Genomic DNA, 22,122 nt, shown 5'->3' on the forward strand with positions numbered 1-22,122 from the left:
GCCGCCATGCGGCCACTGCCGGGCGAGCGGCGCGCGCAGCGGCCCCGCCGGGAACGGCAGGCCGTTGCCGAGGCCGGCGGGGCCGTCGACCACCGCGAGGCTGAGGTCCTTGGCGAGGCTCGGGTTCTGGAGGCCGTCATCCATCACGACGACGTCGGCGCCGAGGCTCCGGCACAGGGCGGCCCCGGCCGGGCGGTCGCGGGCGACGATCGCGGGCACGAGGCGGGCGAGGAGCAGCGGCTCGTCGCCGACATCGGCGGCGGCGTGGTGCGCGGGATCGACCCGCACCGGGCCCGCGAGCCGGCCGCCGTATCCGCGCGACAGGAAGGCCGGCGCGGCGCCGAGTTCGGCGACGAGGCCCGCGACCGCCAGGGCTGCCGGCGTCTTGCCGGCACCGCCGAGGGTGAAGTTGCCCAGGCACAGGACCGGGCAGCCGGCCCGCGCGCCGGGGCGGTCCATCCGCCGCGCCGCGAGCGCCCCGTAGACCGCGCCGACCGGCGCCAGCGCGCGCGCGGCCGGGTGATCCGGCCCCGCGGCCCAGAAGGCTGGCGGTCGCATCAGGCCCGCGCGAGCGGGCGCGCGGGGCTGCCGCGGTCGAGGCGCTGGAGTTTCATCTGCGCCACGAACGGGTCGAGGACCGCGAGCGTGCGCGCCACCGCCCCCTCGAACGGCTCCAGGGCGCGCTGCCCGGCGCGGGCCATGTCGGCGAGGCGCTCCCGGTCGCCGAGGAGTTCGGCGGCGACCGCCGCCAGCTCGACGCCGTCGCGCACCGGCATGGCGCCGCCGGCACGGTCGAGGGCCTGGTAGATCACGCCGAAATTCTCGGTGTGCGGCCCGTGCAGCACCGCCGAGTCGAGCCGCAGCGGCTCGATCGGGTTCTGGCCGCCCCGCGGAACCAGGGAGCCGCCGAGGAACACCAGTGGGCTGAGGCGGTAGAACAGCCCCAGCTCGCCGATCGTGTCGGCGACGTAGACCTCGATCGAGGGATGGGGCCGCCCGCCGGTGGACCGCAGCGCGCTGCGCAGGCCGACGGCGTTCGCGCAGGCGACGGCCTCGCCCCCCCGGGCCGGGTGGCGCGGGGCGATGATGGTCAGGAGCTGGGGAAACTGCGCCTTCAGCATCGCGTGCGCGTAGGCGACCATGGCCTCCTCGCCGGGATGCGTGCTCGCCGCGACCCAGACCGGCCGGCCGGCCACCATCGATCCCAGATAGGCGAGCTGCTGCGCGTCGGCCGGCGGCACCGACGCGTCGAACTTCAGGTTGCCGGCGATGCTCACGCGCGGCGCGCCGAGCTTGGCGAAGCGCTCGCCGTCCTCCTGGGTCTGCGTGAGGCAGATCGCGATCCGCGCCAGGAGCGCCTTCGCGGTGCGCGGGCAGCGCTCCCAGCTCCGGAACGAGCGCTCCGACATGCGCCCGTTGACCAGGATCAGCGGGATCTCGCGCTCGTCGAGCGCCAGGATCGTGTTCGGCCAGATCTCCGACTCGGCGATCACCGCGAGGTCCGGCTGCCAGTGGTCGAGGAACCGTCCGACCCAGCGCGGCGCGTCGAGGGGCATGTACTGATGCACCGCGCCCGGAGGCAGCCGGACGCCGACCAGCTCGGCGGCCGCGCGCGTGCCGGTGGTGACGAGGACTGAGAAGCCGCGGGCGATCATGCCCTCGACGAGGCCGATCAGCGACAAGGCCTCGCCGACGCTGGCGCCGTGCATCCAGGCGAGGGGTCCGACCGGCCGGGCCCGGCCCGGCAGGCCCCGCCGCTCCGGGAGCCGGCGCGGATCCTCCTTGCCGCGCTGCGCGCGCCACGCGAGCAGTCCGGTCAGCGCCGGCTCGCCGATGCGCAGGCCGGCCCGGTAGGCCTGCAGCGGCAGGGTCACGGAGGGGCGCCTCACGCGAGGTCTCCCACCGGCGCCTGCCCGATCTCGGGGACCTGGTCGCGGTAGAGCGCCGCCCGGTCGGCGCGCCCGACGAGCGCGTAGGCGCGGGCGTGGACCCGGTTCATCTCGGCCTCGACGAAGCGGCGGAGCGTCTCGAACGCCTCGCCCTCGCAGTCCCGCGGAACGTAGATCGGGTCGCCCAGCACGATCGCGCCGCGGCCGAAGGGCAGCCCGAGGCAGGCCCGGTCCCACGAACTGAAGCGCAGGTGCCGGCTCGTCACCACGGCCGCCGGGACGATCGGCCGGCCGGAGAAGCGCGCGAGGGTGAGGATCCCGGCATCGCACCGGCGGGAGACCTTCGGCACGTCGGCGCTGAAGGCCACGGATTCGCCGGCCTTCAGCGCCCGCAGCATCGCCCGCAAGCCCTCCGCGCCGCCCTTGGCGCGCTGATCGGTGGCGCGGCCGCGGCCGCGGGCGCCGGAGGCGCGCATCACGCGGACGCCGAAGCGCTCCAGCGCGATGGTGTTGATGTTCCCGTCCGGGTTCCGCGAGATGATCGTCGCCACGCGGTCGCCCGGCCGGCGCAGGAGCGGCATCATGATGTGCTGGCCGTGCCACATGCCGAGGATCAGCGGCGTGCGCGCGTCGATCCACCCATCCGCCGCGCCCGCGGACGCCTCGCCCGCGTGGATCTCGAAGCGGTTGGTGAGGCGCACGAGCCGCAGATAGGCCGCCGCGACACGGCCGAGGAGGCGCTGCACGGGGGGATTACGGAGGAGACGCTTACCGAGGCTCATGTCACGCTTTGGGCGGGCCGGCGTGCCGCCGCCCGATCAGGTCCGGATCGAATTCGACCGCGCATGGTCTAGCTCCCGCTCCGGAGACGAGACAATCGGTCTCGTCCACAACCACACGGTTAGGCCTTCGGGATCGGCAGGCGTTTCGGCGCCGCGGATGCTCCCGCGGCGCGGCGAAAACACGGCAGCGGGCCTTGTTTAGATCAATTCCAGACTATAGATTGGAACGGATCTAAAGAAGGAGATTCGCATGGCCGCCGCCCTCGACAGCGCCGCCGACCTGCACGCCGAGGCGCGCCTCGCCTTCGTGCTGCGCTACGTGCAGCCCGGCCTCGCCGGCCTGATCGACGGCTCGGTCTCGACCCTCGCGCCGATCTTCGCGGCGGCCTTCGCCACCGGTCACAACGGCGCGACCTTCCTGGTGGGGCTCGCGGCCTCGGTCGGGGCCGGCATCAGCATGGGGTTCACCGAGGCCCTGTCGGACGACGGCGCCGTCACCGGCCGCGGCGATCCGTGGCTGCGCGGCCTCGTCTGCGGGGCGATGACGACCCTCGGCGGCCTCGGCCACACGCTGCCCTACGCGATCCCCGACACGCTCCCGGCCGGCTGGCCGAACCCGTTCGTCCTGGCCACGAGCCTCGCGGTTCTGGTGGTGATCGTGGAACTCGCGGTCATCGCGGCGATCCGCACGCGCTTCATGGCGACGCCGTTCTGGCGCGCGGCCCTGCAGGTCATGCTCGGCGGCGCGCTGGTGCTGGTCGTCGGGATGCTGATCGGAAGCGCTTGACGGGACGCGCCGCGCCCGCGATGCGGGGCGCCTTTCCCCGTGTCGAGGGTGACCACCGGCGTTGACCTTCCGCCTCGCTCATCTCAGCGATCCGCATGTCGGGCCCCTCGGGCCGGTGCGCCTCCGCCAGCTCCTCGGCAAGCGCGCCACCGGCTACGCCAACTGGCGGCGGGGGCGCTCGCGCAGCCACGACATGACCGTGCTGGAGGCCCTGGTCACCGACCTGAAGGCGCAGGAGGCCGGGCACGTCGCCTGCACGGGCGATCTGTGCAACATCGGCCTGCCCAGCGAGTGGGAGACCGCCCGGACCTTCCTGGAAGCCCTCGGATCCCCCGAAGCGGTGAGCTTCGTGCCGGGCAACCACGACGCCTATGTCCGCGGCTCCCTGGAAGGCCTGCTCGCCGCCTGCGGCCGCTACACGGGGGACGATTCGGGCTCCTGGGGCCACTTCCCGTACCTGCGTCGGCGCGGACCCCTGGCCCTGGTCGGCCTGTCCAGCGCGATCCCGACGAAGCCGTTCGTGGCGACCGGCCGCCTCGGCGCGTCGCAGCTCGCCGCGGCCGAGACCCTGCTCCGCGCCCTGGCCACCGAGCCCGGTCGGCCATTCCGGGTGGTGATGATCCACCATCCGCCGCAGCCCGGCGGCGCCTCGCCGGGGCGCGAGCTCAAGGACGCGGCGGCGTTCACCGCGATGATCGGGCGGGCCGGCGCGGACCTGATCCTGCACGGTCACAATCACGTCACCAGCACCGCCCGGATCGCCGGGCCGGACGGGCGGACCGTCCCGGTCATCGGAGCCCCCTCCGCCTCGGCGCGCGCGGACGGTCACGGCGCGATCGCGTCGCGCCGGGCCTCCTACCTGCTGTTCGAGATCGGCCGGGCGGACCAGGGGTTCTCGGTCACGGCCCGCCGGCGGGGCCTCGACGCGTCAGGCACCGTAGGCGATCTCGGCACGCTCGACCTCGGCGCGCCGGGCGGGGCCTGAGGGCGTGAGCCGGCACGGCCGTCGTGACGGCGGCGCCGGCCCGATGATCGGCAACGATGCGGTTCAGATGCCGGCGACCGCGAGGTCGGCGCGCTGCTGTCGGCTGAGACTTGCTTCGTAGCGCTCGGCCTGGAGGCGGGTGAGACCGCATATCAACGCGAGTGTCCCGCGATACACGGTATAGGTGCCGTCGTGAGTCGGCCTGACGCGAATCACCTCTGCCATGGGAGCCTGCCTTATGCTGGAGGTTGCCTGCTTTCGTCTGAGGAAATCGTCCCTTCTCGCTGGAATGGCCGGTCGAACGCGCGAACGAGGGCGAGGTTATCAGTCGTTCCAAAGGTGGCAAGGGTCGTATACGTCGAAATGCTTAGGTCCTTCTGCTGCATTGCGGCAAAGCCTTGGCCGGGCTCGCGATCCGCGGGTGCGCAAAAAAGCGGCCGCCGTCTTGCATTTTGAATATGCTGCGCGGGCCGCCCGGGAGCCGCCCGGGCGGTGCGAATCGTAGGATGGATCCCGCCCGTCCGGGCGCGAAAGGAACACCCATGCAGCTCTGGCGTCTCACGGCCACCGACCTCGCGGCCCTGATCCGCTCCGGCCAGGTCTCGGCCCGGGAGGTGGCACGGGACGCCCTCGACCGGCTCGACGCGGTCAACGGGCGGATAAACGCCGTGGTCGAGCACCGGCCCGAGGACGTGCTGGCGCAGGCGGACGCGGTGGACGCCGCCCGGGCGCGCGGCGAGGCCTCCGGACCGCTGACGGGCGTGCCGGTCACCGTCAAGGTCAACGCCGACCAGCGCGGCTTCGCGACGACGAACGGGCTGCGCCTCCAGCGCGACCTCGTGGCGACGGACGACAACCCCGTCGTCGCCAACCTGCGCCGGGCCGGCGCCGTGCTGCTCGGGCGGACCAACACCCCGGCCTTCTCGCTGCGCTGGTTCACCACCAACCAGCTCCACGGCGACACCAAGAATCCCCGTGACCCGGCGCTGACGCCCGGCGGCTCGTCCGGGGGCGCCGGCGCCGCGGTGGCGGCCGGGATCGGCGCCATTGCGCACGGCACCGACATCGCCGGCTCGGTGCGCTACCCGGCCTATGCCTGCGGGGTGCACGGGCTGCGCCCGAGCCTGGGCCGGATCCCGGCCTGGAACGCGTCCTCGCCCGAGCGCGGCATCGGCCCCCAGTTGATGGCGGTCTCCGGCCCACTCGCGCGCAGCATCGCAGACGTGCGCCTCGGCCTCGAGGTCATGGCGGCGCCCGACCCGCGCGACCCGTGGTGGGTGCCGGCGCCGCTGGACGGGCCGCCGGTCGCGCGCGAGGTCGCGCTCTGCGTGCGGCCCGGGGGGCTCGCCACCGCACCGGAGGTCGAGGCCGCCCTGCGCGAGGCCGCGCGGCGCCTCAGCGAGGCGGGCTGGACGGTCACGGAGATTGCCGACACCCCGCCGATCCGGGAGGCGTGCGAGCTGCAGCTCCAGCTCTGGCTCGGCGACGGCTACGCGGCGGTCCGGGCCGCGGCGGAGCGGGAAGGGGATCCGGCGGCGATCGGCCTCCTGGAGAGCTTCCGGCCGCGGGCCGAGGCGATGGCGCCCGACGCCATCGCCCGGGCGCTGACCCGGCGCGCGACCCTGGCGCGGGACTGGGCGCTGTTCCTCGCCGAGAACCCCGTGCTGCTGGTCCCGGTCTCGGGGGAGTTGCCCTTCCCGGACGGTCTCGACCGCACCGGCGACGCGGGGATCGCAAGGGCCTTCGAGGCGAACCTGCTGCAGGTCGGGCTGGCGCCGATCGGCGTCCCGGCGCTCACGGTGACGACCGGGCTCGTCGGGCGGACACCCGTCGGCGTTCAGCTGGTCGCCGCCCGCTACCGGGAAGACCTCTGCCTCGCGGCCGGCGCGGCGATCGAGGCCGGCGGCGCGCCGGAGATGCCGGTCGATCCGGCCTGAGGCGGAACCGCGTCCGCCGGAACCGAACCTTGGCTGCTATGCTTTTACAACCATTGGTTGCATAAGGCGCAGCATGTCGATGATCGCCACCGGCGGGTGCCTCGGAAGCACCCTGCTCTGTCTCCTGACCGCGTCGTCGGGACCGCTCCTCGCCCTGGCGGGCTTCTTCGGCGGCGGCACGGCCGGGGGCCTGCTGGGCGCACTGGCGGTCGCGGCCCTCGGCCGGGGTCGCGCCTGATCGCGGCGCGGCCGGCCTCAGGGCCGGCCGGCGGCGCCGAGGTTGGCGAGCAGGGCCGCGAAGAGCCGGGCCCGCTGCGGCAGGGTCTCGATCAGCACGTGCTCCTCCAGGGTGTGGTAGCCCTGGCCCAGCGGTCCGAGCCCGTCGAGGGTCGGGACGCCGTTGGCGCCGGTGAAGTTGCCGTCCGAGCCGCCGCCGGCGCTGCGATGGGGCAGGGGCTGGCCGAGCGCCTCGCTCAGCGCGCGCGCCCGCTCGTAGAGCGCCATGCAGCCGGCATCCGGCTCCCAGACCGGCCGAGTCACGCCGCGGGTCACGGTGAAGCGGACGCCGTCCTCCTCGCCCGACAGGGCCAGCATCCGCTCGACGCCGCGGTCGAGGTCGGCCTGCCGCTTGGCCATGCTGAGCGCCTGCCCGCGGCAGACGGTCGGGACGCAGTTCACCCACTGCCCGCCCGAGACGATCCCGGTCGAGACGGTGCAGTCGGCGTCCGACAGCGCGTCGATGGCGAGGATCTTCCGCGCCATCGCGCGGATCGCCGAGCGCCCCTCGTGGGGCGAGGCGCCGGCGTGGCTCGGGCGCCCCAGGGCCTCGAGGTCGAAGCGCGCGATGGCGTAGCGCCCGGTGACGACCCCGTTCTCGGGCTGGCCGGGTTCGGGCACCAGCACGAAGGCGTGGCGGGCGGCCTCCGCCTCGATCAGGTCGCGGGTGGAGGGGCTGCCGACCTCCTCGTCGCCGGTGAACAGGACGGTCACCGGCAGCGGCGTCTCGATCCCGGCCGCCGCCAGGGCGCGGATCGCCGCCAGCGCGATGACGTTGCCGCCCTTCATGTCGAGGATGCCGGGACCGTAGGCGCGGTCGCCCTCGATCCGCCAGGGCAGGCTCCCGAGGGTGCCGACGGGATGCACCGTGTCGAGGTGGCCGAGCACCAGGATGCCGGGCGCGTCGCGGTCCCGGTGCGGGAACCGGGCGCGGACGCAGTCGCTCAGGCCCATGCGGCCCGGGATCGTCTCGACGGTCGCCCCGAGGAGCGCGAGGTCGCGGGCGGCGACGCCCATCATGCGGTTGACCGCCGCCGCGTCGTGGGTGGGGCTCTCGCACAGCACCCAGGGCTGCAGGGTCGCGAGGATCTCGCGCGCGTCGAAGGACAGGTCCGGGATCATCTCCGGGATCATCGGGCGTTCTCCTCGGCGAACGGATCGGCGACGCGCGGCCAGTAGAGGCCGGACCGCTTGGTGTAGGGGATCGCGCCGTAATCCGGCGGCACGGCGCCGGGCGCCGCGACGTAGCGGACCTCGCTCGCGATCGGCGCGAAGGCGGCGTAGAAGTGCTGCATCGACTTCACCACGACGATCCGCTTGTCGTCGAGGCTCAGGCCGAGGCCCGTGAACGCGTCGGGCGCGAAGGCCTGCTGGCGCTTGTGGGTCAGCGCCACGTGGATCCCGTTCGCCTCCACCCAGGCCGCGGGGCCGAGATGGGCCCGGCCGCCGCTGAGGCCGGTCTGGCTGTGGTCGTCCGAGAGGCCGCGAACCGTGACGCGCAGGTCCACCGGGTTCCCGGAGGTCACGCCGCACTTGCCGCCGATCCGGAGGGTGAAGGTCGCCCCGAGGCCGGCCTCGTGGCAGATGCCGACCGCGCCGGGATCCCAGATCAGGCCGAGCGCCACGTCCGCGATGCCCCGCTCGGCGAGGCGGGCGAGGATCGCAGTGTTGTCGGAGGGCGCGCCCGCGCCGGCATTGTCGGCGAAGTCGGCGAGCACCATCGGGCGCGGGTCGCCGGAGGCGAGCGCCCAGTCGATGGCCGCGTCGATCGTGTCGCAGTGACTCGCCGCCTCCTCGCGCATCGCCCAGACGGCGCCGGCCAGCTCGTCGGCCAGCGCCTGCGCCTTGCCGGCATCGCCGTCGGCCACGACCAGCATCTTGGCGCCGACATCGGCCACGTCGCCCCAGGGGAAGCCGTGCCCGAAGGAGACCGACAGGATGCCGTTGCGCCCCTCCAGCGCCTCCATGCGGCGGACGAAGCCCGCGACCGGCTCGCGGCTGGTGCGCCACATGTTGACGATCCGGCAGTCGGCGTAGGCCATCACCGGCCGGATGTCCTTTGCCACGGTCCGGACGACCAGCGGGTACAGGTCGCGGGCGCGGTCGACGATGTCGGTGTGGGGGTATTCCTTGTAGATCACGATGACGTCGGCGCTGGCCCGCATCGTCTCGCTGAGGTGGCAGTGGAGGTCGAGCTCGACGCCGATCGTGGCGTCCGGCCCCACGACGGCGCGGACCCGCTCCAACGTGTCGCCCTCGCAGTCGTCGTACCCCTCGGCCACCATGGCCCCGTGCATGAACAGCAGCACCGCGTCGACCGGCATCGCGGCCTCCAGGTCCTCCAGCAGGGCGTCGCGCAGCTCCTCGTAGACGGCCCGCAGGGTGATCCCGCCGGGCTGCGCGAAGGTCGAGAGGCTCTCGACGACCGTGTGCCCGTCCGCCTCGGCCAGCGCGCGCCAGGCCTTGAGGCCGATATTGCTGAGGCTCGGCGGGTTCCGGCTGCCGTCCCGGCGGGCGTAGTCGGCGTGGAACGCCGACCGTCCGGTGGGCAGCGGCGCGAAGGTGTTGGTCTCGGTGGCGAGGCCGGCGATGAAGATCTTCAAGGTCCTGTCCCAATCCGTCCCGGCCGCCGGGTCAGGCGGGGCTCGGGGTCAGCGTGATGACCGTCTCGGTCGCCGCGTCCACGGCCGCGCGGCCGTAGAGCATCGGCACGTAGTCCTGGCGCCCCCAGACCGGGGCCAGGTCGGCGTAGTGCGGACTGCCCGGGTCCCCCGACTGGCCCGGCACGTTGATGAAGACCGAGCGGTCCCAGTCGCCCACGTCCACGACCATGCGGAACGAGGCGCCGTGGGTGAGCCGGAACGTGTCGGTCCGGTACTCCGCGTGCATGACTGATGCCGCGGCACCGCCCACGGGCAGCGGGCCGACGTCCCAGCCGGTCCCGGGCGCCAGGGCCGTCAGCGGGTGCTCGAACAGCGCGCGGTGCAGGCGGCCCCAGGACCAGCCCGCGGCATCGATGCCCATCCGCTCCCGGCAGGTGCGAAGGCCGGCGCCGAGAGCGTCGGTGAGCAGGGACGCGCGCGTCGCCGGGTCGAGACCGGTCTCCAGACGCTCGATCAGGCTCAGCGTGTCGCCGGGCGGGAGGAGGCGGCGCGTCCCGTCATCGGGCACGAGCGTCGCGATCAGGGCCGGGCGGAGGTGCCGCACCCAGACCACCTCGACGAGGGCGGCCGCCGCGGAGCCGTGGTGCAGCGCGCCGTCGAACGCGGCCAGCACAGTCTGGGCCGCGGCGACATCGGGATCGCCGGCGGCCGGCAGGTCGCGCATCAGGTCGGCCAGCCGCCGGGCCGGCTCGGATACCACGTCGCCCTGGAGCGCCCGCGAATCCGCGAGACTGTGCCGGTCCTGCCCGCCGAGGACTGCCCGGATGCGGCGGGCGCGCCAGGGCTCGGCCCACTCGAACCCGACCCTCCGGTCCTCCGCGGGATAGTCCGGCGGCAGGTTCATCTCGTTGGCGGTGGCGAGCCAGCCCGCTTCCGGATCGACGCTCCGGGGCAGGGCGGCGGGATCGTGGAAGCCGGCCCAGTCGTAGCGGCCGTCGCCCGGCACCGGTAGCAAACCGTCATGGCCGGGCCGCAGCGGCGCCTTGCCGGCCATGAACCACGCGATCCGGCCCGCCGTGTCGGCGTAGAGCTGGTTCACGGAGGGTGCGGACCAGTGGCGCAGGGCCTCGCCGAAGGCCTCCGGCGTCGTGGCGCCGAGATAGGCGAGGCTGCCGAGATAGGCGGCAGCGCCCGGCTCCGACCAGACGGTCCGCAGCGCGAAGGCGCGGCCCCTCTCCTCGCGGAGGACCGGCCCGTGCCGGGTGAAGCCGAGGATCACGGTCTCGTCCGGCCCGCCGCGCACCGGGATCCGCTCCGCGACGCGCGCGATCGGGGCCCAACCGTCGCCGGAGCGGTAGCGGTCGGGATCGGCCGGGTCGGTCTCGCAGACGAACAGGTCCTCCTGATCGATCGGCGCGATGGTGAGGCTGAAGGCGGCGTGGCCGTTATGGCCGATGGAGATGCCGGGCAGGGCCGGCTCGCCGGCCCCGATCACGTCGAGTCCCGGCGCGGTGAGGTGGACAGCGTAGCGCAGCGAGGGCTGCAGGTAGATCCGGTGCGGGTCGCTCGCCAGGATCGGCCGCCCGGTGGCGGTGCGGGACGGCGCCACCGCCCAGTTGTTCGAGCCCTCGGCCGGCTCCTTCGCCGCGCCGCGGGGGCCGCGCGTGACGGTTCCGTGCGCGTCGACCTTCGACCACTCCCAGGCCTCCGCGCGGGAGGCCGCCCTCCGCTCGGGGCTGAACCCGACCGGCGCCGTGGCCAGCCGGAAGGCGTCGAGGAGATCGTCCGGCCAGTCGGCGGCGTCGAGCCCGTCGGGGATGATCGGGTCGTGCGGCGGACTGATCCGCTTGCGCAGGTCGTCCGTGGCCAGCCCGTCCGCCGGGCTCCGGCCGCGGGCGAGGACCCGCGCGCGGGCGACCTCGGACAGGACGTTGCGGATCAGCGCGTGGCTGCGGATGCGCACCACGTCCTCCGGCTGCCACAGGGCCGGGCGCGTGTCCGTCACGGCGAATTCCGGCGGGCGCAGGTCGGGCCGCGCCTCGGTGAGGGCGACGTAGGCGTTGATCCCCGCCACGAAGGCGGTGACGATCGCCCGCGTGTCCTGCGGCCCGTAGGCCGCCCACTCGGCCGCCATGTCGCCGCGGTAGAGGAACAGCCGGGCGGCCCGGTCCTGCGCGAGGTAGCCCGGTCCGAAATCCGCCGCCAGCAGGCCGAGGCCGCGCTTGCGCCAGAGGTCGAGCTGCCAAAGCCGGTCCCGGGCGGCGTTGAACCCCTGCGCGCGGAAGGCGTCGAGCGCGGTGCCGGCGCGGATATGCGCCAGCCCCCAGCGGTCGACGCGGATCTCCGCCGGCCCGTCGAGGCCGGGGAGGGCGTGGGCCGCCCCGCTCACAGAGCCACTTCGATGAGGTGCGGTCCCTTGCTGGCCAGGGCGTGCTGGAACGCCTCGATGAAGTCGGGGAGGGTCTCGACCCGCCGCCCCGCGACGCCGAAGCCGCGGGCGAGGCTCACCCAATCGATGGCCGGATCGTCGAGGCTCAGCATGCCCAGCGCCTTCGGGCCGGGATTGAGCGCGCCGACATTGGTGAGTTCCGCCCGCAGGATCGCGTAGGAGCGGTTCGACCAGACGAGCGTCACCACGTCGAGGTGCTCGCGGGCCTGGGTCCAGAGCGCCTGCACCGTGTAGAGCCCGCTGCCGTCGGCCTGCAGGTTGATGACCTTGCGGTCGGGGCAGGCCACGGCCGCGCCGGTCGCCATCGGGATGCCGAGGCCGATCGAGCCGCCGCTGAGCTGCAGCCAGGTGTGGGGCGCGGCGTCCCGGGTCAGGGCGAAGAAGTTGCGGCCCGTGGTGATCGACTCGTCGCAGATCACCGCGCCCTCGGGGATCAGCGCGCCGAGCACCTGCCCGATCGTGTCCTGGTCGAGGGGACCGGAGGTCGGGAGCTTCGGGCGCGGCCCGACGGCGACAGGCTCGGCCGGCGGGGCCGCGACCGCCTCGGCGAGCCGCTCGAGGGCGTCGATCTGGTCCTCCTCGGGCGTGGCCAGCGTGATCGTGGTGCTGCCCTCAGGCGCCAGGAGGCTCGGCTTGCCCGGGTAGGCGAAGAAGCCCACCGGCGGGGTCGCGCCGATCAGGATGATGTGGCGGAAGCCCTTCAGGGCGTCGATGCCCTGGTCGATCGGGTAGGGGAGGCGCTCGATCGGCACGGTGCCGGCGCCGCGGTCGATCCGGGCGTTGGAGGTCATCGCCATCAGCCGGGCGCCGGTCTTGCGGGCGATCCGGTCCGCGATGACCCGGCCCTCGCGCCGCACGGCCCGGTCGCCGAGATGCAGGAGCACCGGCTCGCCGCTCTGGAGGGCCTTCACGGCCGCCGCGATTGCGTCGTCGCCGGCCCGCGCCCGCTCGGGGATCGGCGGCACCGGCGCAGGGCCGGCGCCGGGATCCCAGGCGGTGTTGGCCGGCAGGATCAGGGTCGCGACCTGCCCCGGGGCGGTCCGGGCGGCCGCGATGGCGGCGGCGCCGTCGGAGCCAATCTCGGTCGCGCTCATGCCCGTCCGCACCCAGGACGACATCGGATGGGCCAGCCCCTCGATGTCCGAGGTGAGCGGCGCGTTGTACTCGCGGTGGTAGGTCGCGTGCTCGCCGACGATGTTGACGACGGGGGTGCGCGCCTTCTTGGCGTTGTGGAGGTTGGCCAGCCCGTTGGCGAGGCCGGGCCCGAGATGCAGCAGGGTCGAGGCCGGCTTGTCGGCCATGCGCGCGTAGCCGTCGGCGGCGCCGGTCGCCCCGCCCTCGAACAGGAACAGGACGCAGCGCATGCCCTCGACCCGGTCGAGGGCCGCGACGAAGTGCATCTCGGAGGTGCCGGGATTGGTGAAGCAGACCTCGACCCCGCCCTCCACGAGGGTCCGGACCAAGCTCTCGGCCCCGTTCATGGCGCGCGGCGTCTCGTCGGTCACGGGCGTCTCCTTCGGGGGCCGGCCGTCCGGGCTGGCGACTCGCATTTTTTATTATCGTGGCGCAGCGGGCGCCACGCGCAAGGGGCGACGTCCGGCATCTTCTGTTCGCCGGACGCAGGGCCTAAGCCTGAGCGTGGCGCGGGAATTGCGCCCGGCCGCGCCGCAACTTCGACGATTGGGATCCGGATGACATTTCGCCGCCTGATTGCCGCCGCCCTGGCGGGTACCGTGGCCCTGACGGGATCGGCCAGCGCCGAGAGCGTCCTGCGCATCGCCATGACGGCGAGCGACATCCCCACCACGACGGGCATGCCCAACAACGGCTTCGAGGGGATGCGCTTCCTCGGCTACCCGATCTTCGAGGGGCTGGTGCAGTGGGACCTCAAGAGCACCACCAAGCTCGCCGGCATCATCCCGGCGCTGGCCGAGCGCTGGGAGCAGGACCCGAACGACAAGGCGGTCTGGACCTTCCACCTGCGCCAGGGCGTGAAGTTCCACGACGGGACGCCGTTCAACGCCGACGCGGTGATCTGGAACCTCGACCGCTACTTCAAGAACGACAGCCCGCAATTCGAGCCGCAGGGCGCGGGCATCTCCCGGGCGCGGGCGCCGCTGGTCGGGAGCTACAGGAAGGTCGACGACTCGACCGTGCAGATCACCACCACCCAGGTCGCCTCGTACTTCCCCTACATGGTGGTCTACCTGCTCTTCACCTCGCCCGCCTCCTTCGAGAAGGCCGGGCGCGACTGGAGCAAGGTCGCGGCCCTGCCGGCGGCCGGGACGGGCCCGTTCAGGATTACCCGCGTCGCCCCGCGGGAGGCGGTCGATCTCGCCAAGTTCGACGGCTACTGGGACCCGGACCGGATGGCGAAGGTCGACCGGGTCCGGCTGCTGCCGATCCCGGAGGCCAACGCCCGCGTCGCCGCCCTGCGGGCCGGCCAGGTCGACTGGATCGAGGTGCCGGCGCCCGACGCGATCCCGTCGATGAAGCAGGCGGGCTTCACCATCACCACGGGCTCGTACCCGCATGTCTGGCCCTACTTCTTCAACATGGGCGCCAAGGACAGCCCGCTGAAGGATGTCCGCGTCCGGCAGGGCCTGAATTACTGCATCGACCGGGCCGGGATCGTGGAGCTCCTCAACGGCACGGCCGAGCCGGCCTCGGGCTGGCTCAACGACATGGACCCGAATTTCGGCAGCCCGAAGAACCGCTACACCTTCGACGCCGCCAAGGGGAAGGCGCTGCTGGCCGAGGCCGGCTACACCGACAAGAAGCCGCTCAGCCTCAAGGTGATGATCTCCTCCTCCGGCTCGGGGCAGATGCTGCCGATGCCGATGAACGAGTACCTGCAGGAGAACCTGAAGCAGGCCTGCAACGTCGACCTGACCTTCAACGTGGTCGAGTGGCAGGTGCTGCTGAATGCCGGCCGCGCGCTCCCCGACGCGCCGACCCTCCAGGGCGCGATGGCGCTCAACGTCTCGTCGCCCTCGTCGGACCCGGCCGTCATGGCGCGCTACTTCGCGGGCGACCGGTTCCCGCCGAACGGCTTCAACTTCCCCACCTGGAAGGATGACGCGTTCGACGCCGCCCTCAAGGCGCTCGCCGAGACCACCGACGCGAAGGTGATCGACGCGCAGACCAAGGTCGCCCACGAGCGCCTCGTGGACAATCCGCCCTGGCTGTTCGTCGTCCACGACCTCAATCCCCGCGGGATGTCCAAGAAGGTCCAGGGTTTCGTCTCGCCGCAATCCTGGTTCGTCGACCTCACCCTCGTCAGCGTGCAGTGACCCCATGCCCGACATCGATCCCGTACACGCCTCCGCGGCCGAGCTCGGCCGCGCGATCCAGGCGCGGACCCTCTCGCCGGTCGACGCCGTCGACGCCCTCCTCGGCCGGATCGACCGGCTGGAGCCGAAGCTCCAGGCCTTCACGGAGGTCTTCGCCGCCGATGCCCGCCTCGCCGCCGAGGGGGCCGACCGGGCGATCCGGTCCGGCCACGCCGTGGGGCCGCTCCACGGCGTCCCGGTCGTGCTCAAGGACCTGATCGACCTGGAGGGCCGGATCACCATGGGCGGCTCGGCCGCCCACCGGGCGCGCCGGGCCGCGCGCACCGCGACGATCGCCCGGCGCCTCATCGGCCAGGGCATGATCGTGCTCTGCAAGACCCACACGGTCGAGTTCGCCTACGGCGGCTGGGGCACGAACCAGCATCTCGGCACCCCGTGGAACCCCTGGGACGTCGAGACGCCGCGCACCCCCGGCGGGTCGAGCAGCGGCACCGGCGTGTCGGTGGCGGCCCGGATGGCGCCCTGGGGCATCGGCACCGACACCGGCGGCTCGGTGCGCCTGCCGGCCTCCTTCTGCGGGCTGACGGGCCTCAAGGTGACGGTCGGGCGCGTCTCGACCTGGGGGATCGTGCCGCTGTCGATGACCCTCGACACGCCCGGACCGCTGGCCCGCACCGTGGAGGACACGGCGCTGCTCTACGAGGCGATCTCCGGCCCCGATCCCCGCGATCCGACGACCCGCGGGGTCGCGCCGGACGCGCCCTGGCCGGCGCTGAACCGCGGGATCCGCGGCCTGCGCCTCGGCCGGATGCCGGCCTCGGAGCGGGACGGGGTCGCCCCCGACATGCTGGCCGCCTACGACGCGGCCCTCGATCTCCTGGCCGGGCAGGGCGCCGAGATCGTCGACGTCGTCCTGCCGTTCCGGTTCAGCGACTGCGTGGCCATGAGCCAGATCACCAACGCGGAGGCCTACTTCGTCAACGGGGATCTGGCGGAGGATCCGTCCGCCCAGCTCGGCGACGCCGTCCGGGCCCGGATCCTGGCCGGCGCGAACGTCTCGGCCCAGGAGTATCTCGGCACGCTCCACCGCCGGGCCGCGATGAAGCAGCAGTACGACGCCGCCCTCGCGGGCATCGACGCTCTCCTGACGCCGACCACGGAGAGCGCGGCCGTCGCGCTCGACGCCGTCGACGAGGCGCACCTCCCGTCGCGCTTCACCCGTTTCGGCAACCTGCTCGACCTCTGCGCCCTGGCGCTGCCGAACGGCTTCACCGCGTCCGGGCTGCCGCTCTCGCTGCAGATCGTCTGCCGCGGCTACGAGGAGACGACGGCCCTGCGGATCGGACAGGCCTACCAGCGCGCGACCGACTGGCACCTGCGCCGGCCGCCGGTGTGAGACCCGCGGAGTCTCGGCGCCTCCGGCGTCGGGCAGCGGGCCTGCCGACGCCCCCATCCTGCGGGAGTCCGCGGGCGATCCGGTGACGCGGAGACGGGATCAACGGCCCCGTCACGCCCGCCAGAAGGTCAACAGCCACCAGACGCCCGTCAGAACGAACCAGAGGAATCTCACGCCTCTGATGAGTTCATTGATCCCGAAGTACTCCATGAGGAAGCCGCCGAGGCAGGCCACATAGATGAAGGCGATGACCGTGGCCGTGGCCGGCGTGAGGATCCCGAGTCCCCAGACCGCGGCGACGACGGCGAGGCCGAACGCGCACAGGGCGAAGGCGAGAAGGACGGGATGCGCCCCGCACCACCGCGCCACCCGGTCGTTGTCTGCGGACACGTGCTGCATGTGCGACCCCGAATCGATGACTGACATCGACCATACGGGACGCGGTGTCCGGTCCTCGTGAGGAGGCGCACAGGATCGGCGCGGGCCCGGCGGCGGGTCCACATCCGGCGTGCGGCGGCTCGGTGCGGCGCCGGCGGAGCGCGGGCGCGTCAGGCTGCGCCGTTCGGGGACGGATCGATCACACGGCCGGAGCCTGCCCGGCCACGACGACGCCGAGCGTGTCGAGGAGCGACGACCGGGCACGGCTCACCCGGCTCTTCACGGTGCCGACCTGGCAGCCGAGCATGACAGCGGCCTCCTCGTAGGTGTGGCCCTCGGCACCCACCAGCAGCAGCGCCTGGCGCTGCGCGGAGGGCAGGTCGCCGAGACGCTCCCAGACGACCTTGAGGGTGCTGGCATCCTCCTGGTCGGACGGGCTGGTCATCTGCCCGGCATGCGTCCCGTCCACGTCCTCCACCTCCCGCCGCGTCTTGCGCAGGTCGGTGTAGAACTGGTTGCGCAGGATGGTGAACAGCCACGCGGTGAAGTTGGTGCCGGGCCGAAACCGCTGCTGGTTCGCCCAGGCCTTCACGAAGGTCTCCTGCACCAGGTCGTCGGCGCGGCTGACGTCGCCCACGAGCGACAGGGCGAAGGTGCGCAGGGCCGGCAGCGCCTTGATGATGTCGCCGCGGAAGTCGAAGGGGACCGTCTCGCCGTGCGCCGTCACCGCCGCCTCGAAGCGGGACACCAGGGCCGCGAGCTGCGCCGGCAGGGGCTCAAGCTCGACGACCTTGAAATACTCCCGGATCGGCAGGGCGAGGTGCAGGCCGATGGAAGCGGCGTAGCCGGCCCCATCCCGGGTGCCCGCGCCTCCGTCTGGCCGGTCCGCAGCGTCCTCAGTCATGAACGGTTCCGCCTCCAACGCTGGTATACTGGAATAGCTCTAACGTCGGTAGCGGCAGAATCCTGAACCGATGCCAAACGCTCCCAATTGTGACAGGGAATTTAAGCATGATGGCCGGGGTGACAACGGCGGCCGGATACGGGCCCCCGGACTGGCAGCGGCGGGCCGGTCGATGCAGAGTGCGCAGCGTCAGGAGAGCGGGATGACCCACGATCACGCGCAGCACGCGCATGGCCACGACGATCACCACCACGATCATCACCACGGCAGCGACCTGTCGCCGGTCGAGGCCCGGGTGCGCGCCCTGGAATCGCTGCTGACCGAGAAGGGCTACGTCGACCCGGCGGCCCTCGATGCCCTGGTCGAGCTCTACGAGACCAAGGTCGGCCCGCACGCGGGGGCCCGGGTCGTGGCCCGGGCCTGGACCGACCCCGCCTTCCGGGCGCGGCTCCTGGCCGACGCCACGCCGGCCATCGCCGAGTTGGACATCGGCGGCCGCGGCGGCGAGCACATGGTGGTGGTCGAGAACACGCCGGAGATCCACAACCTCGTCGTCTGCACCCTGTGCTCGTGCTACCCGTGGCCGGTGCTCGGCCTGCCCCCGGTCTGGTACAAGGCGCCGCCCTACCGGGCCCGGGCGGTGATCGACCCGCGCGGCGTGCTCGCCGAGTTCGGCGTGACGCTACCGGAGACCACCCGCATCACCGTCTGGGACTCGACGGCCGAGACCCGCTACATGGTCCTGCCGATGCGGCCGGCCGAGACCGACGGCTTCTCCGAGGAGGCCCTGGCCGCCCTCGTGACCCGCGATTCCATGATCGGCACGGGGCTGCCCAGGGCGATCCCGGTCGCGCCCGCGGAGATGCCGGTATGAACGGAGCCCAGGATCTCGGCGGGGCGCACGGCTTCGGGCCGGTGGTGCCGGAGCCGGACGAGCCGGTCTTCCACGCCGCGTGGGAGCGCCGCGTCTTCGCGCTGGCCATGGCCATGGGCTACACGGGCGCCTGGAACCTCGACGGCAGCCGGGCCAACCGAGAATCCCTGCCGCCGGCGGAATATCTCGCGTCGAGCTACTACGAGATCTGGCTCAGGGCGCTGGAGAAGCAGGTCGCCGCCACCGGCCTGGCGACGCCGGCCGAGATCGCGAGCGGCCGGTCCGCGGAGCCGGCCAAGCCCGTCGCGAGGGTCCTGGCCCGCGACGGCCTGGAGCAGCGCTTCCGGGCCGGCTTCCCGAGCAGCCGCGCCGCTGACGCCCCGGCGCGCTTCGCGGTCGGCGACGCCGTCCTGGCGCGCAACAGCCACCCGACCGGCCACACGCGGCTGCCCCGCTACGTGCGCGGCAAGCGCGGCCGGATCGTGCGCGTCGACGGGGTCTACGTCTTCCCCGACACCAACGCCTACGGGTCGGGTGAGAACCCGACCTGGCTCTACACGGTCGCCTTCACCGCGCAGGAACTGTGGGGCGAGAGCGGCGACCTGGGCGGCGTCGTCACGGTGGCGGCCTTCGAACCGTACCTGGAGCCCGCGTGACCGCCCCGTCGCCGAGCCCCTTCGCGGCGCCCTGGGAGGCGCAGGTCTTCGCCCTGGTGGTGTCCCTGCGCGAATCCGGGCTGTTCACGTGGTCGGAATGGGCGGACCGCCTCGGCCGGCAGATCCGCCCGGCCGAGGCCCCCGAGCAGGCGGCCGATTACGGCGCGTGGCTCGCGACGCTGGAAGCGCTCCTGGCCGAGCGCGGCGTGGCGGGACCCGAGAGCGTCGCGGCGCGGACCGAGGCCTTCCTGCGGGCCGCGGAGGCGACGCCCCACGGCCAGCCGATCCGCCTGGAGAACGACCCGCTCTACCGGCCCTGAGCCCGCAGGCCGTCGAGCGGCACCGGCGCAGCGTGCGACCGGCCGCTCATCAGCTGGTCGAGCAGGGCCAGGACCTCGGGCCGCCCGCAATTGCGCGCGGGCTCGAACGGCGTCCAGGTCTGGGTGAAGTCAAGGCGCTCGAACACGTCGCGGTAGCGGCGCAGCTCGCTCGGCGTGAGCGGCACCCCGCGCACGAAGGCCTTATGGGCCGAGATCGTGGTGGCGCGTCGGGAATCCGCCGGGTCGAGCTCGAACTTCAGCGCGTCGCCGCAGAAGCAGATCTTTCGCCCGCGGTCGTACAGGATCGCGTGGCCATCGAAATGGCCCGCGGTGCGGTGCAGTTCCAGCCCCGGCAGCGGCTCGAGGAAATCGTCGTAGGGCCAGCTCACCTGGAGCGCGGCGCTCCACGTGAAGTCGGCCGCCGGCAGGCACAGCTCCGGGTCGAACCGGTCCTGGAGCTGCGTCAGCGCCCCGTAGGAATGCGGGTGCGAGGCCGAGAGGACCGCCATCCCGCCGAGCCGCTCGATCTGGTCGAGGGCGGCCTCGCTGAAGACCGGGCAGCCCTCGAAGCCCATGTTCCCGCGCTCGGTCCGGATCAGATAGGCGGACGGCCCGATGCCGGAGACCGGCTCGTTCCAGAAGCGCCAGACCCCCGGCTCAAGCTCCTGCCAGTGGCAGGGAAAGGCCTCCTGCGCCTGGCGGGCGGTGCGGAAGCGCCAGCCGTCCTGCGGCACGACGTGGCGGGCGTCGAGACACATCGGGCAGGCGGCCGGCGTCTCGAAGTGCCGCTGCCAGAACCCGCAATTGTCGCAGGTGTAGGCGGGCAGCTTCAGGGCGCCCGCGAAGGGCAGATAGCCGGGCATCGTCTGGGACCTTCCTCGGGCGGTGCGTGCGATACGGCCCTAGTTGAACTCGCCGTCCCCGTCATCGCGAGCGCAGCGAAGCGACCCAGGGCAGAAGGCCTTCTTCAAGCGGGGCGTCACTGTGGATTGCTTCGCTCCGCTCGCAAAGACGGTGGCAGGCCTGTCGACGGGATCGGGCTCAGCAGCCGTCAGGTCCGCCCGGGCAGGCGGCGCGCCGACCGGGCGGCGTGGACGGTGCCGGCGAGGCCGACGAGGGCCAGGCCGAGGAGGCCGCCGACCACGACGTCGCGGGTGCGGCTCGTGACGAACTCGGCGCGGCTCGCCTTGGTCCGCCCGGAGAAGCGCCCGTCGATCCCGGCCGGGCCGGGTACAGGCGCGTCGAGATTGCCCGCCATCTCGGGGATGGTCTCGTCGGAGAGCTGCGCCGACCACATGGAGGCGGCCTTGCGGTCGGCGAGCGCCGGCGCCAGCGCCTGGGCGGCCGCCATCATCACCGAGGACCGGCCGACCCAGACCTCCCGGCGCGGGTGCTCGACCGCGTACAGGATCGCGTCGGCGCAGAGCCGCGGGTCGAAGACCGGGTCCGGCGCGTACTGGCGGTGGCCGGTTCGGTTGCGCGCCCAGTTGAACTGCGGCGTGTTGACCGCCGGCAGGTAGATCACGCTGAGGCTGACATTGACCCGGTCGTGCAGCAGCTCGCAGCGGAGGGCGTCGGTGAAGCCCGAGACCGCGAACTTGGCCGCGCAGTAGGGGGCCTGCAGGGGCGCCGCCCGGATCGCGAGGCCCGACGAGACCTGGATGATCGCGCCGCGGTCGCGCCGCTTCATGTAACGCAGGGCGGCGAGCGTCCCGTAGACCTGGCTCAGATAGGTGGTCTCGGTCACCCGCCGGTACTCGTCCGGGGTGATTCGGTCGGCCGGGTTCACCACCGTCGACATGGCGTTGTTCACCCACGCGCGGATCGGGCCGAGCTCGCGCTCGACCCGCTCGGCGGCCGCGTCCACGGCCTCCGGGTCGGCGACGTCGGCGCCGATCGCCAGCATCGGCTGGCCGTAGGCGGCGAGCGCCCGCTCGGCCGCGGAGAGACGGCCGGGATCCCGCGCGATCACCGCGACCGACCAGCCGCGCGCGGCGAATTCATGCGCGGTGGCGAGCCCGATTCCGGCCGTGCCCCCCGTAACGACCGCAACCCGTGCCATACCGACCTCATCCGCGACAGACCGAACCGGCAACACGGTGCGGCGCGCTCGGTTGCGCCGCTCGAATGGGCCGGAACGTCACGGGGAAGCGGATCGGGATACCGATCGCGATGCCGATTTCACGGACCGGGACGCAACGTCCGACCGCGGGCGCTGTTGACTGCCTGTACCGCGTCATGCCGAACCATCGAGGGTCGCAGCCATGCGCACTGGACGACGCTTCTCCCTCTTCTCGCTCCCGATCGATCCCTGGCCGCAGGCGTCCCTGGCCGAGCGGACCGCCGTCGGGATGGTCCTGACCGGCCTGCTGCTCGTGCCGGCCTGCGCGGTCGGGGCCGCGCTCCTCGTGTTCACGACGCTCGCGGCCCACGTGTACTGGTCCTACGATCTCGGAGCCTCCCTCCACGCGTTCATCGCCCGGCATGCCGGGGCCGCCGTCGCGCGGCGGGGCCGGCTCGTCCACAAGGCCTGACGCGCGGGAGCGGATCGACGGCCGGGCGGCGTTGAGCCGTGCCGGTCCACACGGCCCGG

At 73.2% G+C, this 22,122-nt stretch carries 20 protein-coding genes and 1 pseudogene; 10 read left to right on the forward strand and 11 right to left on the reverse strand.

The annotated features are described in order from the left end of the window. The 3 genes from lpxK to ACLBYE_RS03700 all read right to left on the reverse strand — a co-directional run. Positions 1-558, reverse strand: a 558-nt coding sequence (gene lpxK, locus ACLBYE_RS03690) for a tetraacyldisaccharide 4'-kinase (RefSeq protein ID WP_447693083.1), incomplete at its 3' end; no start/stop codon positions are given. Then, positions 558-1,889: a 3-deoxy-D-manno-octulosonic acid transferase gene (locus tag ACLBYE_RS03695; protein WP_447693084.1), complete on the reverse strand. Its 1,332-nt coding sequence runs from the start codon at positions 1,887-1,889 to the stop codon at positions 558-560. The genes lpxK and ACLBYE_RS03695, both read right to left, overlap by 1 nt. After that, entirely contained in the window at positions 1,886-2,671 is a 786-nt protein-coding gene (locus tag ACLBYE_RS03700; protein ID WP_447693085.1) for a lysophospholipid acyltransferase family protein, read from the reverse strand. The genes ACLBYE_RS03695 and ACLBYE_RS03700 overlap by 4 nt, the downstream gene beginning before the upstream one ends. Positions 2,672-2,966: 295 nt before the next feature. Here ACLBYE_RS03700 and ACLBYE_RS03705 point away from each other — a divergent pair. The 4 genes and pseudogenes from ACLBYE_RS03705 to ACLBYE_RS03720 all read left to right on the forward strand — a co-directional run. After that, a pseudogene (locus ACLBYE_RS03705) lies at positions 2,967-3,458 on the forward strand (VIT1/CCC1 transporter family protein); the annotation flags it as partial. A 61-nt stretch (positions 3,459-3,519) separates the two neighbouring features. Further along, entirely contained in the window at positions 3,520-4,443 is a 924-nt protein-coding gene (locus ACLBYE_RS03710; RefSeq protein WP_447693086.1) for a metallophosphoesterase family protein, read from the forward strand. Positions 4,444-4,985: 542 nt separating this feature from the next. After that, positions 4,986-6,380, forward strand: a complete 1,395-nt coding sequence (locus ACLBYE_RS03715; RefSeq protein WP_447693087.1) for an amidase family protein — start codon at positions 4,986-4,988, stop codon at positions 6,378-6,380. A gap of 73 nt (positions 6,381-6,453) precedes the next feature. After that, a complete protein-coding gene (locus ACLBYE_RS03720; RefSeq protein WP_165923085.1) occupies positions 6,454-6,618 on the forward strand; it encodes a hypothetical protein in 165 nt (54 codons plus the stop codon). Positions 6,619-6,635: 17 nt separating this feature from the next. On the opposite strand, the gene ACLBYE_RS03725 is transcribed toward ACLBYE_RS03720, so the two are convergent. From ACLBYE_RS03725 to ACLBYE_RS03740, 4 genes are read right to left on the reverse strand one after another with little or no spacing between them, the layout of a single operon-like run. Next, positions 6,636-7,778 (reverse strand): M20/M25/M40 family metallo-hydrolase, encoded by a 1,143-nt coding sequence (locus tag ACLBYE_RS03725; RefSeq protein WP_447693132.1) that lies wholly within the window; start codon positions 7,776-7,778, stop codon positions 6,636-6,638. An 8-nt stretch (positions 7,779-7,786) separates the two neighbouring features. Continuing rightward, positions 7,787-9,259, reverse strand: coding sequence for a M81 family metallopeptidase (locus ACLBYE_RS03730; RefSeq protein ID WP_447693088.1), 1,473 nt, complete (start codon positions 9,257-9,259; stop codon positions 7,787-7,789). A gap of 31 nt (positions 9,260-9,290) precedes the next feature. Continuing rightward, positions 9,291-11,648 carry a penicillin acylase family protein gene (locus ACLBYE_RS03735; RefSeq protein WP_447693089.1) on the reverse strand — a complete coding sequence of 786 codons (2,358 nt, stop codon included), beginning with the start codon at positions 11,646-11,648 and terminating at the stop codon, positions 9,291-9,293. After that, the gene (locus ACLBYE_RS03740) at positions 11,645-13,189 is read right to left on the reverse strand and encodes an acetolactate synthase large subunit (RefSeq protein WP_447693133.1); all 1,545 of its coding nucleotides are present in this window, start codon (positions 13,187-13,189) and stop codon (positions 11,645-11,647) included. The genes ACLBYE_RS03735 and ACLBYE_RS03740 overlap by 4 nt, the downstream gene beginning before the upstream one ends. 210 nt (positions 13,190-13,399) lie before the next feature. Here ACLBYE_RS03740 and ACLBYE_RS03745 point away from each other — a divergent pair, with 210 nt between their 5' ends. Together ACLBYE_RS03745 and ACLBYE_RS03750 are read left to right on the forward strand one after the other, a co-directional pair. Next, entirely contained in the window at positions 13,400-15,001 is a 1,602-nt protein-coding gene (locus ACLBYE_RS03745; protein WP_447693090.1) for an ABC transporter substrate-binding protein, read from the forward strand. Between the two features lie 4 nt (positions 15,002-15,005). After that, on the forward strand, positions 15,006-16,397 hold the full coding sequence (locus ACLBYE_RS03750; protein ID WP_447693091.1) for an amidase: 1,392 nt from the start codon (positions 15,006-15,008) through the stop codon (positions 16,395-16,397). A gap of 111 nt (positions 16,398-16,508) precedes the next feature. On the opposite strand, the gene ACLBYE_RS03755 is transcribed toward ACLBYE_RS03750, so the two are convergent. Then, positions 16,509-16,796 (reverse strand): hypothetical protein, encoded by a 288-nt coding sequence (locus tag ACLBYE_RS03755; RefSeq protein WP_447693092.1) that lies wholly within the window; start codon positions 16,794-16,796, stop codon positions 16,509-16,511. Between the two features lie 178 nt (positions 16,797-16,974). Then, on the reverse strand, positions 16,975-17,679 hold the full coding sequence (locus ACLBYE_RS03760; RefSeq protein WP_447693093.1) for a sigma-70 family RNA polymerase sigma factor: 705 nt from the start codon (positions 17,677-17,679) through the stop codon (positions 16,975-16,977). Positions 17,680-17,881: 202 nt separating this feature from the next. Here ACLBYE_RS03760 and nthA point away from each other — a divergent pair, with 202 nt between their 5' ends. The 3 genes from nthA to ACLBYE_RS03775 are packed head-to-tail and all read left to right on the forward strand — an operon-like array spanning position 17,882 to position 19,529. Next, a complete protein-coding gene (gene nthA / locus ACLBYE_RS03765; RefSeq protein WP_447693094.1) occupies positions 17,882-18,553 on the forward strand; it encodes a nitrile hydratase subunit alpha in 672 nt (223 codons plus the stop codon). Beyond that, positions 18,550-19,209 carry a nitrile hydratase subunit beta gene (nthB, locus tag ACLBYE_RS03770; RefSeq protein WP_447693095.1) on the forward strand — a complete coding sequence of 220 codons (660 nt, stop codon included), beginning with the start codon at positions 18,550-18,552 and terminating at the stop codon, positions 19,207-19,209. Before nthA ends, nthB begins: the two co-directional genes overlap by 4 nt. Beyond that, a complete protein-coding gene (locus ACLBYE_RS03775) occupies positions 19,206-19,529 on the forward strand; it encodes a nitrile hydratase accessory protein (RefSeq protein ID WP_447693096.1) in 324 nt (107 codons plus the stop codon). The genes nthB and ACLBYE_RS03775 overlap by 4 nt, the downstream gene beginning before the upstream one ends. Here the strand turns inward: ACLBYE_RS03775 and ACLBYE_RS03780 are convergent. Then, complete coding sequence (locus tag ACLBYE_RS03780) at positions 19,517-20,392, reverse strand: MBL fold metallo-hydrolase (protein ID WP_447693097.1); 876 nt, start codon at positions 20,390-20,392, stop codon at positions 19,517-19,519. The two genes, ACLBYE_RS03775 and ACLBYE_RS03780, sit on opposite strands and share 13 nt — an antisense overlap. Positions 20,393-20,580: 188 nt before the next feature. After that, positions 20,581-21,591, reverse strand: a complete 1,011-nt coding sequence (locus ACLBYE_RS03785) for an SDR family oxidoreductase (RefSeq protein ID WP_447693098.1) — start codon at positions 21,589-21,591, stop codon at positions 20,581-20,583. Positions 21,592-21,793: 202 nt separating this feature from the next. Between ACLBYE_RS03785 and ACLBYE_RS03790 the strand changes: the two genes are divergently transcribed. Further along, positions 21,794-22,063, forward strand: a complete 270-nt coding sequence (locus ACLBYE_RS03790) for a hypothetical protein (protein WP_020093716.1) — start codon at positions 21,794-21,796, stop codon at positions 22,061-22,063. The last annotated feature ends 59 nt before the right edge of the window (positions 22,064-22,122 follow it).

The sequence above is a fragment of the Methylobacterium sp. A52T genome, from assembly GCF_053346095.1.

What these genes read in the sequence shown, in the direction of transcription:
- ACLBYE_RS03785 (WP_447693098.1), bottom strand. Translation starts at nt 21,591, where the DNA reads ATGGCACGGGTTGCGGTCGTTACGGGGGGCACGGCCGGAATCGGGCTC.
- nthB (WP_447693095.1), top strand. Translation starts at nt 18,550, where the DNA reads ATGAACGGAGCCCAGGATCTCGGCGGGGCGCACGGCTTCGGGCCGGTG.
- ACLBYE_RS03760 (WP_447693093.1), bottom strand. Translation starts at nt 17,679, where the DNA reads ATGACTGAGGACGCTGCGGACCGGCCAGACGGAGGCGCGGGCACCCGG.
- ACLBYE_RS03715 (WP_447693087.1), top strand. Translation starts at nt 4,986, where the DNA reads ATGCAGCTCTGGCGTCTCACGGCCACCGACCTCGCGGCCCTGATCCGC.
- ACLBYE_RS03720 (WP_165923085.1), top strand. Translation starts at nt 6,454, where the DNA reads ATGTCGATGATCGCCACCGGCGGGTGCCTCGGAAGCACCCTGCTCTGT.
- ACLBYE_RS03790 (WP_020093716.1), top strand. Translation starts at nt 21,794, where the DNA reads ATGCGCACTGGACGACGCTTCTCCCTCTTCTCGCTCCCGATCGATCCC.
- nthA (WP_447693094.1), top strand. Translation starts at nt 17,882, where the DNA reads ATGACCCACGATCACGCGCAGCACGCGCATGGCCACGACGATCACCAC.
- ACLBYE_RS03750 (WP_447693091.1), top strand. Translation starts at nt 15,006, where the DNA reads ATGCCCGACATCGATCCCGTACACGCCTCCGCGGCCGAGCTCGGCCGC.
- ACLBYE_RS03780 (WP_447693097.1), bottom strand. Translation starts at nt 20,392, where the DNA reads ATGCCCGGCTATCTGCCCTTCGCGGGCGCCCTGAAGCTGCCCGCCTAC.
- ACLBYE_RS03755 (WP_447693092.1), bottom strand. Translation starts at nt 16,796, where the DNA reads ATGCAGCACGTGTCCGCAGACAACGACCGGGTGGCGCGGTGGTGCGGG.
- ACLBYE_RS03700 (WP_447693085.1), bottom strand. Translation starts at nt 2,671, where the DNA reads ATGAGCCTCGGTAAGCGTCTCCTCCGTAATCCCCCCGTGCAGCGCCTC.
- ACLBYE_RS03740 (WP_447693133.1), bottom strand. Translation starts at nt 13,189, where the DNA reads ATGAACGGGGCCGAGAGCTTGGTCCGGACCCTCGTGGAGGGCGGGGTC.
- ACLBYE_RS03725 (WP_447693132.1), bottom strand. Translation starts at nt 7,778, where the DNA reads ATGATCCCGGACCTGTCCTTCGACGCGCGCGAGATCCTCGCGACCCTG.
- ACLBYE_RS03745 (WP_447693090.1), top strand. Translation starts at nt 13,400, where the DNA reads ATGACATTTCGCCGCCTGATTGCCGCCGCCCTGGCGGGTACCGTGGCC.